Raw genomic sequence first — 15,037 nt, 5'->3', positions numbered from 1 at the left:
CGGGGCAGGGGGCACGTAGGCGTTCAGGACAGGCCGTGCGGGACGGCCCTGCGGGGTCAGGCGGCGGCCGTGACCGCGACCTTCTCGTCGGTCTCGCCGACCGTGACCAGCTCGTCGATCGGGGACGCGGAGGCGTTCGCGTACGCGGTGTGGTCGAGGATCTTCTCGCGGGCGGCGACGATCACCGGGATCAGAGCCTGCCCGGCCACGTTCGTGGCCGTCCTCATCATGTCCAGGATCGGGTCGATCGCCATGAGCAGGCCGACGCCCTCCAGGGGGAGGCCCAGCGTGGAGAGGGTGAGGGTCAGCATGACCGTCGCGCCCGTCAGGCCGGCGGTGGCCGCCGAGCCGATGACCGAGACGAAGGCGATCAGCAGGTAGTCGCCGATGCCGAGCTGCACGTCGAAGATCTGCGCGATGAAGATCGCGGCGAGCGCCGGGTAGATCGCGGCGCAGCCGTCCATCTTGGTGGTGGCGCCGAACGGGACGGCGAAGGAGGCGTACTCCTTCGGGACGCCGAGGCGCTCGGTGACCTTCTGGGTGACCGGCATGGTGCCGACCGAGGAGCGGGAGACGAAGGCCAGCTGGATCGCGGGCCAGGCGCCCTTGAAGAACTGGATCGGGTTGACCTTGGCGACCGTCGCGAGCAGCAGCGGGTAGACGCCGAACATGACCAGGGCGCAGCCGATGTAGACGTCGGCGGTGAAGGTCGCGTACTTGCCGATCAGGTCCCAGCCGTAGTCGGCGATGGCGAAGCCGATGAGGCCGACGGTGCCGAGCGGGGCGAGGCGGATGACCCACCACAGGGCCTTCTGGAGGAGCTCCAGGACGGACTCGGAGAGGGTGAGGATCGGCTTGGCGCGGTCGCCCAGCTTGAGAGCGGCGATGCCGGCGACGGCGGCCATGAAGACGATCTGGAGGACGTTCAGCTCGGTGAAGGGCGTGATGACGTCCGTCGGGATGATGCCGGTGAGGAAATCGATCCAGGAGCCCTCGCGCTTCGGCAGCTTGCCGTCCTGCGGGGTGAGGCCGGTGCCGGCGCCCGGGTTGGTGATCAGGCCGATCGCGAGGCCGATGCCGACCGCGATCAGCGAGGTGATCATGAACCAGAGCAGGGTGCGGGTGGCGAGCCTGGCGGCGTTGTTCACCTTCCGCAGGTTGGTGATCGACACCAGGATCGCGAAGAAGACGAGCGGGGCGACGGCCAGCTTGAGCAGCTGGACGAAGATGTCGCCGACCTGGCCGAGGGTCTCCTTCAGCCAGGAGACGTCCTGGCTGCGGGCGATCCAGCCGAGGAGGGCGCCGAGGGCGAGACCGGCGATGATCTGGGCCCAGAAGGGGACCTTCGGTATGCGCGAGGAAGCCGGGGACTTCTGCGCGGGTGCGTTCGCGGACGCGGACACAGACACACTCCACAGGTGCGTATCGGGAAATACGGGACGGGGGTGCGGCACGCACGCGCTTTCACGCGGGCCGCTGCATGATGCCGGGTCAGAGCTCGCGGCAACAGACCGCGGACATACTGGGGGTCCCCCCTGCACGAGCGGAGCCGAGTCCTTGGGGGAGGCACAGATCGACGTGCAGGCGCGCCACGAGCGGGGTGCTCGCGGCATGAGAGGGGCGCACTGCTGTCGTCATGTCGAACACGTTAACACTTGAACTTTGAGAACCTCAAAGCCATTCTTTGGGATGCGGGAGCCTCGTTCCGCCTCCGAAACGCAGAACACCCCAGGCCGGAGCCTTGGAAGGCCCTACCTGGGGTGGATGTCTGTGAGGAAGCTTACGCAGCCTTTACGGCGCTACAGCATGTCCTCCTGGGACCGGTTCGAGGCGAGCCGGTCCTTGGCGCGGTCGACCTTCGCGACGACCTCGGCGCTCGCCTCCTCCCGCACCTTGCGCAGGAGGACGAAGCTGAGCGGGGCGGAGACGACGATGGCGAGGACGAGGACCCAGAGGAGGTTCGAGTCGCCCAGGCCGCGCGGCAGCGCGCCGACGTAGACGAGACCCCACAGGGCGAAGAAGCACCCGGCGAAGATGCCGAACCGCATCAGCGAGTAGCGGAGCATGTCAGTCAGTCCACTCTTCCGTTCCGAAAAGTTCCCATACGGGACGAGCGCGCCTCCAGTGAAGCACGGGCCGGGGCACGCGCCGGGAGCGGGGGGTTGGGCGGGGCGGGACCGGCACCCCTTGAGCCACACGGTAGGTAATAGGTAGTGTCTACTCATGACCCTTACGTTCGAGGTGGACCCGGCCGTCGACCGGACCCTGCGCGACGGCGTGCTCTCCCTCTGGGCCGACGTCTCCAACGCGGGCGGCGCCGTCGGCTTCGTACCCCCCGTGACCCCCGACGAGATCCGGCCCGCGCTGCTCAAGCACCTCGTCGCCATGACCGAGGGCGGTACGCGCCTGCTGGTCGGCCGCGACGAGGACGGCGAGGTCGCCGCCACCGCCTTCTTCACCTTCAACACCCACCCGCTGATGACCCACTGGGTGTGGCTCTACACGGTGATGGTCCACCCCCGCCACCAGGGCAAGGGGTACGGCGCCGACCTCATGGCCGCTGCCGAGCGGACGGCCCGCACCGCCCCGGGCTTCGAGGCGATCGAGGCGATCCGGCTGACCTGCCGGGGCGGCACCGGCGTCGACGGCTTCTACGCCAAGGCGGGCTACAAGGAGGTCGGCCGCGTCCCCGACGCGATCCGGGTCGCCCCCGGCGACGACCGCGACGACATCATCATGCTGCTGCCCCTGAACTGACCGGGGACGGAGGAAGGGCCGGCGGGACTTCCCGCCGGCCCTTCCTCCGTCCGTCACCCGAGGCGGTCGGAACCGCCTCGGAACCGCGTCAGAACCGCATCGACTGCGGCGTCTCGCGCCGGTCCGCGTCCGGGCCCGGGTACTCGCGGATGATCTCGTACCGCGTGTTCCGCTCGACCGGGCGGAAGCCGGCGTCACGGATGAGCTCCAGCAGGTCCTCGCGGCCCAGCTTGTTCGGCGTGCCGTAGTTGTCGGCGTCGTGCGTGATCTTGTACTCGACGACCGAGCCGTCCATGTCGTCCGCGCCGTGCTGAAGCGCCAGCTGCGCGGTCTGGACGCCGTGCATGACCCAGAAGACCTTGACGTGCGGCACGTTGTCGAAGAGGAGCCGGGAGACCGCGAAGGTCTTCAGGGCCTCGGCGCCGGTCGCCATGGTCGTGCGCGCCTGGAGCCTGTTGCGGACCTTGCCGTCCTGCATGTCGACGAAGTCGTGCTGGTAGCGCAGCGGGATGAAGACCTGGAAGCCGCCGGTCTCGTCCTGGAGCTCGCGGAGCCGCAGCACGTGGTCGACGCGGTGGCGGGGCTCCTCGATGTGCCCGTACAGCATCGTGCTCGGGGTCTTGAGACCCTTCTCGTGCGCGAGGCGGTGGATCCGGGACCAGTCCTCCCAGTGGGTGCGGTGGTCCACGATGTGCTGCCGGACCTCCCAGTCGAAGATCTCGGCGCCGCCGCCGGTGAGCGACTCCAGGCCGGCCTCGATCAGCTCGTCGAGGATGTCGGAGGCGGACATCCCGGAGATCGTCTCGAAGTGGTGGATCTCCGTGGCGGTGAAGGCCTTGAGGGAGACGTTCGGGAGGGCCTTCTTGAGCTCGGAGAGCGAGCGCGGGTAGTACCGCCAGGGCAGGTTGGGGTGGAGCCCGTTGACGATGTGCAGCTCGGTGAGGTTCTCGTTCTCCATCGCCTTCGCGAGGCGCACGGCCTCTTCGATGCGCATGGTGTACGCGTCCTTCTCGCCGGGCTTGCGCTGGAAGGAGCAGTAGGCGCAGGAGGCGGTGCACACGTTCGTCATGTTGAGGTGACGGTTGACGTTGAAGTGCACCACGTCGCCGTTCTTGCGGGTCCGGACCTCGTGGGCCAGCCCGCCGAGCCAGGCGAGGTCGTCGGACTCGTACAGGGCGATGCCGTCCTCGCGGCTCAGCCGCTCACCGTCCCGGACCTTCTGCTCAAGTTCGCGCTTGAGGCCCACATCTTTGATAGATGCAGTCATGTACGGCCGCCTCCCAGGTCTGACAAGTTCAAAGCTCCCCCACCGTACTCTCAGCCCTCTTCGGGCAGGTCTCCGACCCGGTTCTCCCACTTGGTGGAGAGCACGATCGTCGTACGGGTGCGGGAGACGCCCTTCGTGCCGCTGAGGCGGCGGATCGTCTTCTCCAGGCCGTCGACGTCGCTGACGCGGACCTTGAGCATGAACGAGTCGTCGCCGGCGATGAACCAGCAGTCCTCGATCTCCGCGAGGTCCTTGAGCCGGCGGGCCACGTCCTCGTGGTCGGCGGCGTCGGAGAGGGAGATGCCGATGAGGGCGGTGACGCCGAGGCCGAGCGAGGCGGCGTCGACGGTGGCGCGGTAGCCCGTGATGACTCCGGCCGCCTCAAGTCGGTTGATGCGGTCGGTGACGGAGGGGCCGGAGAGCCCGACGAGCCGGCCGAGCTCGGCGTACGAGGCACGACCGTTCTCGCGCAGAGCCTGGATGAGCTGCCTGTCCACGGCGTCCATAGGTATGAAGCCTTCCATTGTCCAGCGATACCGCGAGTTTAGGTATAGAATCTAAGGTACACAGGGAAGACGCCCTGTGAATCTTTCAGTAGATCAAAGACGATCTTTCAGGAGTGGTGTTCACCGTGTACACGATCGAGATGGCCTACGCCCGTATGCGCGAGCTGCAGGAACTGGCCAACCGCTCGCGTGCCCACCAGTCGGTCTCCGCCTCGAAGCGTGCCGCGAAGAAGCACGCCAAGAAGCGCTAATCAGCCCGGAGAGCAGCACCCAGCTCTCCCTCCCAGCGGCGGTACAGCCGGTGCGGCACCCTTGCCGCGTCCAGCACCCGCCCGGCGACGAAGTCCACCAGGTCCTGGATGTGCGTCGCCCCCGCGTAGAACGCCGGAGAGGCGGGCAGCACCACGGCGCCCGCCTCGTCCAGCGTCACCATGTGCTTGAGCGTCTGACCGGTCAGCGGGGTCTCCCGCACGGCGACCACCAGCGGCCTCCGCTCCTTCAGCGTGACGCTCGCGACCCGTTGCAGCAGGTCCTTCGAGAGCCCCAGTGCCACTCCCGCCACCGCGGCGGTCGAGGCGGGCACCACCAGCATCCCCTTCGCCGGGTACGAGCCCGAGGACGGCCCCGCGGCCAGGTCACCGGCCGCCCAGTACCGCACGTCCGCCAGGTCCGAGGCCGTCACGCCGAACGTGCCGGGCTTCCCGTCGGCGCCCCGCGCCAGCCAGGTCGCCAGGTCCTCGCGCCAGTGCGCGTCCCGGAAGGAGATGCCCGTCTCGTCGAGGAGCGTGAGCCGCGAGGCCCGCGACACGACGAGGTCGACGCTCTCCCCGGCGGCGAGCAGCCCCCTCAGCACGGCGGCGGCGTACGGGGTGCCCGACGCACCGGAGACCCCCACGATCCAGGGCCGACGACTCTTCAATTCCTGCGACTCCACGACAGAGAGCCTATCCGGCCAGGAAAAAGCGGGCCTGGGCACGGCACCCTCGCCACCTCCCCGGCCGGCCGTCCCGGTCGGGCGTCCAGGTCAGGCGTCCCGGAAGCGCAGCAGCCGCTTCGCCGTGCTCTTCACGAGCCGGTCCGCCTCCGTCAGGGGGAGGCGTTCGCGGCGGAAGCGGAGGGAGGGGAGCCCCTCGGCCCCGAAGCCCTCCTTGAAGAGCGCGAGCGAGGAGCCCGGCCGGGAGTCGCCCATGACGTAGGCCCGCCGGCCCTCGGCGCACGCGTCCTCGATCGCGCGCCGCTGCAGCAGGAAGTTCGCCCGCACCGGATGGGCCAGGTCCCGGTCCATCGCACCGCGCCAGTACTTGGCCTTGTCCCCGTACGACAGCACCACCACCCCGGCGGCCGGCTCCCCGCCGACCCGGGCCAGATAGACGGCGCACGAGTCGCCGAACCGGTCGGCGACCTCCTCCAGATACCGCCGGGGGAACGCCCTGGACCGGCGGAGCCGGGCCAGCGCCCTCGGCTCGTGCTGCTGCCCGGCCCAGCGCAGCATCGACGTCTCGTACAGCCCGTAGAACTCCCCCACCAGCCGGCCCCCGCGGTCGACCTCCACCTCGACGGGCGAGCGCTCTGCCTTGCGTGCGTCGCGCCGCACCCGCTGGCGGAAGCGGTGCCCCCAGACCTCGTCGAAGCCGCCGCCCAGGTCCAGCACGTACGTCGTCAGGGCCTCGGTGGCGAAGCCCGGGGCGGCGGCGGAGGACCACACCGGGCCGGCGCCCGGACCGAACCGCACGCCGACCCGCAGCGCCGGGCGCCGGGCGAGGTCGCGCAGGACGACGAGGGCCTCCTCCTCGTCGGGCGTGCCCGGGGCCGCCAGCGGTCCGCCGATACCCCAGCCGGACGGCCAGGACTCCTCGGCGGTCAGCCGTCCGGGCAGTCCGCGCCGTCGGACGAGGGGGACGACGAGCCGGCGGCCGCCCTCGAAGGCGTACAGCCGGCTGGCGTCCTCGTAGGGTCCCGTCGCGCAGACGCACTCGAGCCAGGTCGGCGTCTGGGTGACGAGCGTGGCCGGGTCCTCCTCGGCCAGCCGCCACCACTCCTCGCGCGGGGCCGGGGCCGTCACCCGCACCGGGCCCGCCCCCGTCGTCCGGTCGAGGACCTCCACCGTGCCCGCCGCCTCCCGGGTCACCGCCGCGCCACCTCGGTGAGGACCGGGACCACGTTCCCCGTCACCCAGCGGCGGCTGCGGCCGTAGCGCGCGGACTTGGCCGCGTTCCCCGCCACGTGCCACAGCCAGGTGAGCAGCGGCAGGAGGGCCTCGTCGGGCTCCTGGCCCGGGGGCGGGACGTCGGAGCGGGCGAGCAGGTCCCGGTCCTCGGGCAGCAGGCCGCCGCGGCGCACGGCGTCGGCGACGATCCGCCCCAGCTCCCGCCGCTCGCGCTGCTGCCGCAGGGTGAGGACGAAGAGATAGGAGTCGACGGCGCACGGCCCGTCGGGGCGCGCGTCCGCCCAGTCGATCACGCCGGACAGCGCTCCGCTCTCCTCGTCCACCAGGATGTTCCCCGGGTGGTAGTCGCCGTGGGTCCAGGCGGTGGTGAGGGTGCGCCCGGCCAGTCCGCCGAGGAGGCGGTCCCGCAGGGCCCGCACGGCGGTCGCGCCGCGCGCCCCGGCGCACCAGGGGACCTCCTCGGTCAGCACCGTGAGGCGGGCGTCCACCCAGTCGGCGGTCCTGCGATCGGCCCGCTCCGGGCGGCCGGTCGCGCGGTGGAGGGCCGCGACGGTGTCGAGCGCCGCGACGGCCAGGGGCAGGGTCCTGCCGGGTGTGCGCCGGAGGAGTACGTCCGCCTCGACGCCCGGCAGGCAGCGCTCGGCCACGAGGAGCAGCCGGCCCTCGTACCGCAGCTCCTCGGCCGGCGGCAGCAGCCGGCGCCACTCCCCGACCCGGTCGTCCCCGGTCAGCTCCCGCAGGGCCGCGCAGCCGTGGGTGAGGGATCCGGCGGCGCGGGCGCTGCGCGGGTGCTTGATCACGAGGGGGTCGGCGGCCCGGTCCTCCAGCCGGAAGACCAGCAGGTCGGAGACGGTCCGCTCCAGCCGGTGCAGATCGCGGAAGCGGACGGTCCCGCCGCGCAGGAGTACGGCGAGCCGGTGGGCCCGCACCAGGTCGGACGGGCGGGTCAGGAGCGGGTTCGGATCGAGCGGAAGGAGACTGTTCCATCCCGCACGTCCGGGGCCGGGCCGCTCCCCGGGCACGGTCCGGGGGAGAGCGGTGTCCACGGATCCTCCCGGCCACGCATCGAACCGTCGAGTCGTCGCGTTCGTCGAGTCGTCGCGTTCGTCGAGTCGTCAGGCTCGTCGAATCGGCGCACTCATCGAGTCGTCGCACTCGCCGAGTCGTCGCACTCGCCGAGTCGACTCATCGAACAAAATGCGAACATTTCACTCTAACGCGGCCATAGCGACCCCCGCGCGGCCCTGGCCCTCACGTCCCGCCCGATCCGGCGGGCGACGGTGCCGAGGAAGCGGACCGCCTCGGCCGCGGCCGGCAGCGGATCCTCACGGCTGAGCCAGGCGCGCTCGGCCTCCGGTCCCGGCAGCAGGGCGGGCGGGAGCCGGTGCTCCTCGCGCAGCCACGCCAGCACCGACGGCACGTCGAGCTGCCCCGCGACGAACACCCGCCCGTCGACCTGCGGGCCCTGCGGCACCTCACGGCCTGTCAGGTCGAGGTGCATGGCCCGTACGACGTCCACGCCGGCGACGTTCTCGAACAGCCGGAACTGCGCGCCGGTCCGCGGATTGAAGTCGACCAGCTTGTAGCGCTCGTCGCGGCGGTCGTAGCGCCAGTCGAGGTCCGCCGCACCGCTGTAGCCGATCCGGCGGCACAGGTCCGCGGCCAGCTTCACGAGCGTCGGGTTGCTCAGCGCCACGGCCCGGGTCGTCACCCCCGCGTGCGGCGGCCAGGAGCGCAGCTTCAGGCCGGTGAAGGCGACCCGGGTCTCGCCCCCGGTGCCGCAGTAGAGGTGGGTGATCCAGTCCTCCGCCCACTCCCCGGGGATGTACTCCTGCACCAGGAGCGGCGGCAGGACGCCAGGCTCGAACCGGTGCAGGAGCTCGCGCTCCTCGCGGACCGCGGTGGTGCCGCCCACGGCCGGGTTCCGCAGCCGCGTCCACGCGTCGCGGTTCTTCAGGACGACGGGGAGGCCCAGCTCACGCACCGCGTCGACGAGTTCGTCGCGGGTGACGGGCGCCCTGGTGCGCGGCGAGGCGACGCCCAGCTCCTCGCAGAGCACGTGCAGGCTCGCCTTCCCGGCCAGCAGCCGCGGGAGGGCCGGGGGCACCCGGGGCAGCAGGAAGCACTCCGAAAGGATCTCGAAGTGCTCGGCGAGAAGGATCGCGGCCTCGTCGTCGGTCGGCACGGGGACGCAGCGCGTGCCGACGGACCGGCCGACGTCGAGGAGGGCCGTGACGAGCGCGTCCTGCCGCTCCAGTCCGGTCGTCGGCCGGACGAAGGCGCGGGACAGGTGGCGGGAGAGCGCGACCGGGGTGAGCCGGTCCTCGACGACGGCGTGGACGGTGACGCCGGCCCGGCCGAGGGTGCGGACGACACCGAGCCCACCGTGGTGCTGGGGGTAGCCGCCGATCTTGACGAGGAGCGCGGGCACCGCCGGATCGAGGAGCGGGTCGTCCGGCGCGCGCGGCCTCACGGCACTCCCTTCGACGACCCCCCGAGACCCGACATCTCATCAGGCCCCGCAGCAGGGGGCGTTCTAGAATCACACCATAATGTCCCTTTCGCGGCTCACTGGAAGGTGCGGTCCCGCCGAACAGGTCATGGACGTGTTCCGGTGAGCGGGCCTCACGTCCGGGCCCCCGTCTCCGGCAGCGGATCCCGTACCCGGCCCGCCGCCGTCCGCGTCTGGACATCGCGGGTGATCCTCCCCGTGTCCCTCGCCCTCTGGCTGCTGTCGCTGCGCTCGGTCCCGATCGAGCGGATGCGCGACCTCGGACTGCTCCAGGTGCTGCCGCCGCTCTTCTGGGTGGCGGCGGCCCTGCTCACCCTGGGCTTCTGCCTGGCCCTGACCGACCGTCGCACCCACAGCGCCTGGCTGACCGGCTACGTACTCACGCTGATCGCCCTGCTCCACGCGACCCCCACCCTCCTCTACCCGACCCTGCGCTACTCCTGGGCCTGGAAACACCTGGCGGTCATCGACGCGATGATCCGCCACGGCGGCGAGGTGCCCTACGCGGACAAGTTCTCCGTGTACAACGACTGGCCGGGCTTCTTCCAGCTCCACGCGCTGTTCCTGCAAACCACCGGGCTCGATTCGAGCGTCGGGTACGCCGCCTGGACACCCCCCTTCGCCAACGCCCTGCTGCTCGCGCCGCTGCTCCTGCTGTACAGGTCCGTGACCCGCGACCGGCGGCTCGTATGGGGCGCGGTCTGGATCTTCTACAGCTGCTCCTGGGTGGGCCAGGACTACTTCGCGCCGCAGTCCTTCGCCTTCCTGCTCTTCCTGACCATCATCGCCCTCCTCTTCCGGCAGCTGCCGCCACCGGCGGCAACGGCGGCGTCCACGGCGGCGGCGAAACCGTCCGCCGACTCGAAACCGCCCGCCGACTCGAAACCGTCCGCCGCGGCCAAACCGTCCGCCGACTCGAAGTCGCCGGCCGCCGCGAAGTCGTCGGCCGCGTCGGAGGCGGTGGCGGACGCCCTCCTCCCGGGCCCCGACCCACGGCGGCGGACCGGCTGGCCACCCGGGCTGCTCGCGGCGGTCGTGGTGATCGTGGGCGCGATCGTGGTCTCCCACCCCCTCACACCCCTGATGCTGATCAGCGCCCTGGCGATGCTGTCCCTGCCCCGCCGCACCCGGCGCCTCGCGGTGCCGGTGCTGATCGCCGCGGTCGTCCTCACCGCCGCCTGGGACATGACCGTGGCGCGCTCGTACATCTCCGTCAACATCAGCAACCTCATCGATTCGCTCACCGAGCCCGACAAGAACGTCTCCTCCGGACTGGCGGCCCTGGGCAACGCCGCTCCGGGGCAGATCCTGCTGTCCTGGGTCGACCGCGGACTGTCGGCGGCCGTCGCCGTCCTGGCCCTGGCCGGTCTCCTGGTCCGCCGCTGGACCCGGCGCACCGGCCTGCCCCTGCTGGCCGCGGCCCCGCTGCCGCTGCTCGCCGTCAACGCCTACGGCGGCGAAATGCTCTTCCGGGCCTACCTCTTCGCGCTGCCCGCCGCCGCGTTCCTGGTGGCCGCGCTCCTGCTGCCACCGGGCGACCGGCGGCACGTGCCGCGCACGCTCGCCGTCTACCCCCTGTTCCTCGCCATGATCGGCGCGCTGGTGTTCGGCTACTACGGCAAGGAGGCCCTGAACCAGTACACCCTCAAGGAGGTCGCCGCCGCCCGCTACGTGATCGAGCACGCCCCGTCGGGCTCGACGTTCGTCACGCTCACCGAGGACGTTCCCGACCTCGACCTGGACTACGAGAAACACCATCGGGTCCAGCTGGCGTACCAGGAGAAGGACGAGTTGCAGCAGCTCGTGCACGACCCGCTGGAGGGAGTGGAGGGCTACGTCTACGGCGCCACCGACGAGAGCCCCGCGTACATCGTGCTCTCCCGCGCCCAGGACATGAACCTCTACGTCACCGGAGCACTGCCGGCCGACCTCCCGGAGCGCCTGGAGTCCGCGTTGTCGGGCGCGCCGGGCTTCACGAAGGTCTACGACAACGGTGACGCGATCGTCTACCGCTACGTGACTCCGCCGCCCGACTGAGGAGGCCCCATGACACCCGCGATCCTCGCCCGCCTGGGACTCGCCGCCTCCGGGTGGCTCGCGCTCCTCGCCATGTCGCTGCCCGACGCCGCCCCGCTGCGGGTGGCGGCCGTCACCGCGTTCCTGCTCGTCTGCCCGGGTCTCGCGGCCCTGCTCACGCTGCGGCCGGGCGGCCCGCCGGGCGGGCGCCCCGCGGCGATCCTGGAGACCGCCCTCGTCACCCTCGTGCTCGGCCTCGCCCTGACGACCCTCGTGGCCGTCGCGCTCTTCCTCGGCGGTGCCTTCACCGCCACCCGGTCCCTGCTCGCGCTCGCCGTCCTGACCTCCGTCCTGGCGCTGTCGTCCCTCCGTCCCGGCGCGCGGAACCGCGACACGGAGGTGCACGCTGGTTGAAGAGTCCTTCCTCGCAGGATCGCCGGATCACCGGATCGCCGGATCGCAGGAGAGGAGACGCGCGATGGCCCAGGACTCCCAGCAGTCCCCGGAGTCCCGCGGCTCCCGCCGCCGCCGGCTCCCCGTCGTGGTCGTCGGTGCCGGTCCGTTCGGACTCGCCACCGCCGCCTGGCTGCGTGCGGGCGACGCCCCCACGCGCGTCTTCGGCGAGCCGATGGAGACCTGGCGGGCCCACATGCCCGACGGCATGTTCCTCAAGTCCGTCCCGGCGGCGTCCTCGATCTCCGCCCCCGAGGACGGGCACCGGTTCGCGGACTTCCGTGCCGAGCGGGGCCTGCCGCCCGTGGGCGACACCTACCCCGTCCCGGTGGAGGAGTTCGTCGCGTACGGCCGGTGGTTCCAGGAGCGGCTCGTGCCGGACGTGGAGCGTACGGCGGTACGCGAGGTGCGACGCGCCGACGGCGGTTTCGCCGTATCCCTGGCCTCCGGGGAGGAGGTCGCCGCGCGGGCCGTGGTGGTGGCCACCGGGCTCGTCGCGTACGCCAACCGGCCGGCCGGACTCGCGCCGCTCGCCGCGGCGGGCCTCGCCTCCCACACGTGCGACCACCGGGACCTGGCCGTGTTCGCCGGCCGGCGCGTCGCCGTGGTCGGCGCCGGGCAGTCGGCCCTGGAGAGCGCCGCCCTGCTGCACGAGGCGGGCGCCCAGCCCGTCGTGATCGCCAGGACCCGGGCGCTGTGCTTCGGCGACCCGCCGTCGACGGACCGGCCGGCCGCCCGCTCCTGGACCGACCGGCTGCTCAAGCCCGGCTCCGCGCTAGGCCCCGGCTGGTCGCTCTTCGCGGTCAGCCGCGGCCCCGCCGCCTACCGCCGGCTGCCGCACCCGGCGCGGGCGTACTTCCTGCGCACCGTGCTCGGACCGTCGGGCGCGTGGTGGCTGAGGGACCGGGTCGACGGGCGCTTCCCGGTGCTGTGTCCGCGCCGGCTGGTGGCTGCCCGGCACGAGGACGGCGCCGTACGCCTGGCGCTCGCGGGCCCGGCGGGGCGGCGGGACGTCCTGCACACCGACCACGTCCTGGCGGCCACCGGCTACCAGGTGGACGTGGAGCGGATCCCCGTCCTGGAGCCGGCGCTGCGGACGTCGGTGCGGACCTGGCCCGGCGGCGCTCCGGTGCTCACGGCGGGCTTCGAGTCCTCGGTGCCCGGCCTGTACTTCACCGGCCTGGCCGCGGCCCCCACGTTCGGCCCGCTCCTGCGCTTCGTCCACGGCACGACCTTCGCCGCGCCCCGCGTCGCGGCCTCGGTCGCGGCCTCGACCTCGGCCTCGGCTTCCGCTTCCGCTTCGGCTGCGGACGGGGGCGGGGAGCGGTGAACGGGAAGGGCGCCCGCCGGTCCCTCCGCCGGGCCGCGGCACTGGCGCTGTCGTCCGTCCTGCTGCTGACGGCCGCCGCCTGCGGCGGCACCGCCGAGGGCAGCGGGGCCGGACCCACGGGCGCGGCCACCGCCGGGCCGACACCGCCCGACGACTGGCGGCTGGTCCTGGACGAGGACTTCGACGGTACGGAGCTCGACGACCGGATGTGGACGACCTGTTACGACTGGAACAAGGACGGCTGCACCAACAGCGGCAACGACGAACTGCAGTGGTACCTGCCGGAGCAGGTCTCCGTGCGGGACGGCGAACTGACCCTCACCGCCGAGCGGCGCGAGACGCGCGGCAGCGACGGCCGGACCTACCCGTGGACCTCCGGAATGATCTCCACCGGCCGGGACGACTGGTACGGAGAGCCCCGGCGGACGTTCACCTACGGCTACTTCGAGGCGTCGATCAGGATCCCGGCCGAGGCCGGCATGTTCCCCGCGTTCTGGTTGATGCCCGACTCCCGCTTCACCCCGCCGGAGATCGACATCATGGAGTTCCTGGACACCACCCGGGAAGTCAGCATGTACGTGCACTGGCGCGACGAGGACGGCGACGAGGACCGGCAGCGCGGCACGTACGGACCGGTCGACTTCCCGGCGGAGTTCCATGTGTTCGGTCTGCTGTGGGAGCCCCACAAGCTGGTCTGGTACGTGGACGGCGTCGAGCGCCTCCGCGTGACGGACACCCACCGGATCCCGGACGTGCCCATGGAGATCCTGATCAACCTGGCGGTCGGGGTGCCGAAGGCGCCTCCGGCCTCGGTCGACTCGGCCCGGATGGACGTGGACTGGGTGCGGGTGTGGGAGGAGCGCTGAGGGGGCGGTCCCGTGCCCCCGGCGCGGCGGTGGCCTCAGGCGAGGGCGGTGACGAGCAGGGTGAAGGCGGCGACGATGACGGCGACGCGGACGTAGTGGAGGCGTTCCCAGCGGTGCAGCTGCTGCTTCCAGTCGGCGGGCCGGTTCTCGGGGGTCCACGTCCTGTTCCGGTTGTTGATCGGGACGAGCAGCAGGACCGACATGGCCACGCTGAGGATCAGCAGTCCGGCGGCGACGACGACGAGTCCGGCGCCGTCCTGGTGCCGTCCGGCGACGGCCCAGACCGCGCTGAGGACGAGCGAGCCTATGTACCAGAAGGGCATCAGGGTTCCGAGCATCCGGCCGCCGTGGGCGTGGCCGAGCTGCCTGCTGTCCTCGGGGAGCGCGTTCAGGATCCGGTTCATGACGAAGGCGACGGAGAACTCCACCCCCACCATCAGGCCGACGACGACGGTGGTGACGACCTCGAGTGCGTTGAGCATGACGACCCCTCCACGAACTAGCGCTGCTAGATGATGAGGCAACGCTAGTACTGCTAACGCTCGATTGTCTAGCGGTGCTAGGGTCATGGCATGTCGGTAAAGGAACGCAAGGAGCGCGAACGGGCGGAGCGCGAGCGCCTCATCGTGGCGACGGCCCGCGAACTCGCCGAGCAGCAGGGGTGGGACGCCGTCACCACCCGCCGGCTCGCCGAGCGCATCGAATACAGCCAGCCCGTCCTCTACAGCCACTTCCGCGGCAAGCGCGAGATCATCGGCGCCGTCGCCCTGGAAGGCGCCGTCGAGCTGGCCGCGGCGGTACGCGCCGCGACCGCCGGGGCGGACGGCCCACGCGAGCGGGTCGCCGCACTCGCCCGCGCCTACCTCGACTTCGCCGAGCACAACCCCGCGGTCTACGACGCCCTGTTCCAGCTCGACGGCGGTCTGGCGTACGCGCAGGAGGACACCCCCGAGCCGCTGAAGGACGCCTTCGCCGCCCTGCTCGAATGCCTCGCCGAGGTCGCCGGCGACGGCGTCCACCCGGGGATGTTCACCGAGGTGTTCTGGGCGGCTCTGCACGGCCTGGCGACCCTGACCCGAACGGGCCGCCTGCTGCCCGAGGACGCCGCACCGAGGGTGGAGCTGCTGGTGGCCCGGCTCGCCGTGGTCTGACACACCGCCCCG

16 protein-coding genes are annotated in these 15,037 nt (G+C 71.8%); 7 read left to right on the top strand and 9 right to left on the bottom strand.

All coding sequences use genetic code 11. The features are described 5' to 3' along the window. Positions 1-56 precede the first annotated feature (56 nt). Both IE124_RS12925 and IE124_RS12920 read right to left on the bottom strand, forming a co-directional pair. Positions 57-1,403, bottom strand: a complete 1,347-nt coding sequence (locus tag IE124_RS12925) for a dicarboxylate/amino acid:cation symporter (RefSeq protein WP_229832416.1) — start codon at positions 1,401-1,403, stop codon at positions 57-59. 396 nt (positions 1,404-1,799) lie between these two features. Further along, entirely contained in the window at positions 1,800-2,066 is a 267-nt protein-coding gene (locus tag IE124_RS12920) for a DUF4229 domain-containing protein (RefSeq protein ID WP_189507870.1), read from the bottom strand. A 157-nt stretch (positions 2,067-2,223) separates the two neighbouring features. On the opposite strand from IE124_RS12920, the gene IE124_RS12915 reads away from it, so the two are divergent. Continuing rightward, positions 2,224-2,757: a GNAT family N-acetyltransferase gene (locus IE124_RS12915; RefSeq protein WP_189507869.1), complete on the top strand. Its 534-nt coding sequence runs from the start codon at positions 2,224-2,226 to the stop codon at positions 2,755-2,757. A gap of 88 nt (positions 2,758-2,845) precedes the next feature. Here the strand turns inward: IE124_RS12915 and mqnE are convergent, their stop codons facing one another. Beyond that, the gene (gene mqnE / locus IE124_RS12910; RefSeq protein WP_189507868.1) at positions 2,846-4,024 is read right to left on the bottom strand and encodes an aminofutalosine synthase MqnE; all 1,179 of its coding nucleotides are present in this window, start codon (positions 4,022-4,024) and stop codon (positions 2,846-2,848) included. 50 nt (positions 4,025-4,074) lie between these two features. Further along, complete coding sequence (locus IE124_RS12905) at positions 4,075-4,530, bottom strand: Lrp/AsnC family transcriptional regulator (protein ID WP_055642891.1); 456 nt, start codon at positions 4,528-4,530, stop codon at positions 4,075-4,077. A gap of 125 nt (positions 4,531-4,655) precedes the next feature. On the opposite strand from IE124_RS12905, the gene IE124_RS35365 reads away from it, so the two are divergent. Continuing rightward, positions 4,656-4,781, top strand: a complete 126-nt coding sequence (locus IE124_RS35365) for a hypothetical protein (protein WP_268246724.1) — start codon at positions 4,656-4,658, stop codon at positions 4,779-4,781. On the opposite strand, the gene IE124_RS12900 is transcribed toward IE124_RS35365, so the two are convergent. The 4 genes from IE124_RS12900 to IE124_RS12885 form a co-directional block, all read right to left on the bottom strand. After that, on the bottom strand, positions 4,778-5,449 hold the full coding sequence (locus IE124_RS12900) for a UbiX family flavin prenyltransferase (RefSeq protein WP_189508129.1): 672 nt from the start codon (positions 5,447-5,449) through the stop codon (positions 4,778-4,780). The genes IE124_RS35365 and IE124_RS12900 overlap by 4 nt on opposite strands. 105 nt (positions 5,450-5,554) lie before the next feature. Continuing rightward, entirely contained in the window at positions 5,555-6,658 is a 1,104-nt protein-coding gene (locus IE124_RS12895; protein WP_189507867.1) for a GNAT family N-acetyltransferase, read from the bottom strand. Beyond that, entirely contained in the window at positions 6,655-7,743 is a 1,089-nt protein-coding gene (locus IE124_RS12890; RefSeq protein ID WP_189507866.1) for a phosphotransferase family protein, read from the bottom strand. The genes IE124_RS12895 and IE124_RS12890 overlap by 4 nt, the downstream gene beginning before the upstream one ends. Positions 7,744-7,910: 167 nt before the next feature. Beyond that, positions 7,911-9,170 (bottom strand): carboxylate--amine ligase, encoded by a 1,260-nt coding sequence (locus tag IE124_RS12885; protein ID WP_189507865.1) that lies wholly within the window; start codon positions 9,168-9,170, stop codon positions 7,911-7,913. Positions 9,171-9,311: 141 nt separating this feature from the next. Between IE124_RS12885 and IE124_RS12880 the strand changes: the two genes are divergently transcribed. From IE124_RS12880 to IE124_RS12865, 4 genes are all read left to right on the top strand, one after another. Further along, positions 9,312-11,246: a glycosyltransferase gene (locus IE124_RS12880; RefSeq protein ID WP_189507864.1), complete on the top strand. Its 1,935-nt coding sequence runs from the start codon at positions 9,312-9,314 to the stop codon at positions 11,244-11,246. A gap of 9 nt (positions 11,247-11,255) precedes the next feature. Then, positions 11,256-11,639 (top strand): hypothetical protein, encoded by a 384-nt coding sequence (locus IE124_RS12875; protein WP_189507863.1) that lies wholly within the window; start codon positions 11,256-11,258, stop codon positions 11,637-11,639. A gap of 64 nt (positions 11,640-11,703) precedes the next feature. Further along, positions 11,704-13,008 (top strand): NAD(P)-binding domain-containing protein, encoded by a 1,305-nt coding sequence (locus IE124_RS12870; protein ID WP_189507862.1) that lies wholly within the window; start codon positions 11,704-11,706, stop codon positions 13,006-13,008. Continuing rightward, a complete protein-coding gene (locus IE124_RS12865; RefSeq protein ID WP_189507861.1) occupies positions 13,005-13,874 on the top strand; it encodes a glycoside hydrolase family 16 protein in 870 nt (289 codons plus the stop codon). The genes IE124_RS12870 and IE124_RS12865 overlap by 4 nt, the downstream gene beginning before the upstream one ends. Positions 13,875-13,909: 35 nt before the next feature. On the opposite strand, the gene IE124_RS12860 is transcribed toward IE124_RS12865, so the two are convergent. Continuing rightward, positions 13,910-14,356, bottom strand: a complete 447-nt coding sequence (locus IE124_RS12860; RefSeq protein ID WP_189507860.1) for an anthrone oxygenase family protein — start codon at positions 14,354-14,356, stop codon at positions 13,910-13,912. A gap of 90 nt (positions 14,357-14,446) precedes the next feature. On the opposite strand from IE124_RS12860, the gene IE124_RS12855 reads away from it, so the two are divergent. Beyond that, positions 14,447-15,025, top strand: coding sequence for a TetR/AcrR family transcriptional regulator (locus IE124_RS12855; RefSeq protein ID WP_189507859.1), 579 nt, complete (start codon positions 14,447-14,449; stop codon positions 15,023-15,025). Positions 15,026-15,037: the final 12 nt, after the last annotated feature.

The organism is Streptomyces narbonensis (genome assembly GCF_014649015.1).
Taxonomy (GTDB): domain Bacteria; phylum Actinomycetota; class Actinomycetes; order Streptomycetales; family Streptomycetaceae; genus Streptomyces; species Streptomyces narbonensis.
Note: the sequence above shows the minus strand (reverse complement) of the source record. Positions and strands in the feature narration are given on the sequence as shown.

Excerpts from the sequence above, each read along its gene's own strand:
- IE124_RS12920 (WP_189507870.1), bottom strand. The coding sequence starts at position 2,066 with ATGCTCCGCTACTCGCTGATGCGGTTCGGCATCTTCGCCGGGTGCTTC.
- IE124_RS12915 (WP_189507869.1), top strand. The coding sequence starts at position 2,224 with ATGACCCTTACGTTCGAGGTGGACCCGGCCGTCGACCGGACCCTGCGC.
- mqnE (WP_189507868.1), bottom strand. The coding sequence starts at position 4,024 with ATGACTGCATCTATCAAAGATGTGGGCCTCAAGCGCGAACTTGAGCAG.
- IE124_RS12905 (WP_055642891.1), bottom strand. The coding sequence starts at position 4,530 with ATGGACGCCGTGGACAGGCAGCTCATCCAGGCTCTGCGCGAGAACGGT.
- IE124_RS12875 (WP_189507863.1), top strand. The coding sequence starts at position 11,256 with ATGACACCCGCGATCCTCGCCCGCCTGGGACTCGCCGCCTCCGGGTGG.
- IE124_RS12870 (WP_189507862.1), top strand. The coding sequence starts at position 11,704 with ATGGCCCAGGACTCCCAGCAGTCCCCGGAGTCCCGCGGCTCCCGCCGC.
- IE124_RS12860 (WP_189507860.1), bottom strand. The coding sequence starts at position 14,356 with ATGCTCAACGCACTCGAGGTCGTCACCACCGTCGTCGTCGGCCTGATG.
- IE124_RS12855 (WP_189507859.1), top strand. The coding sequence starts at position 14,447 with ATGTCGGTAAAGGAACGCAAGGAGCGCGAACGGGCGGAGCGCGAGCGC.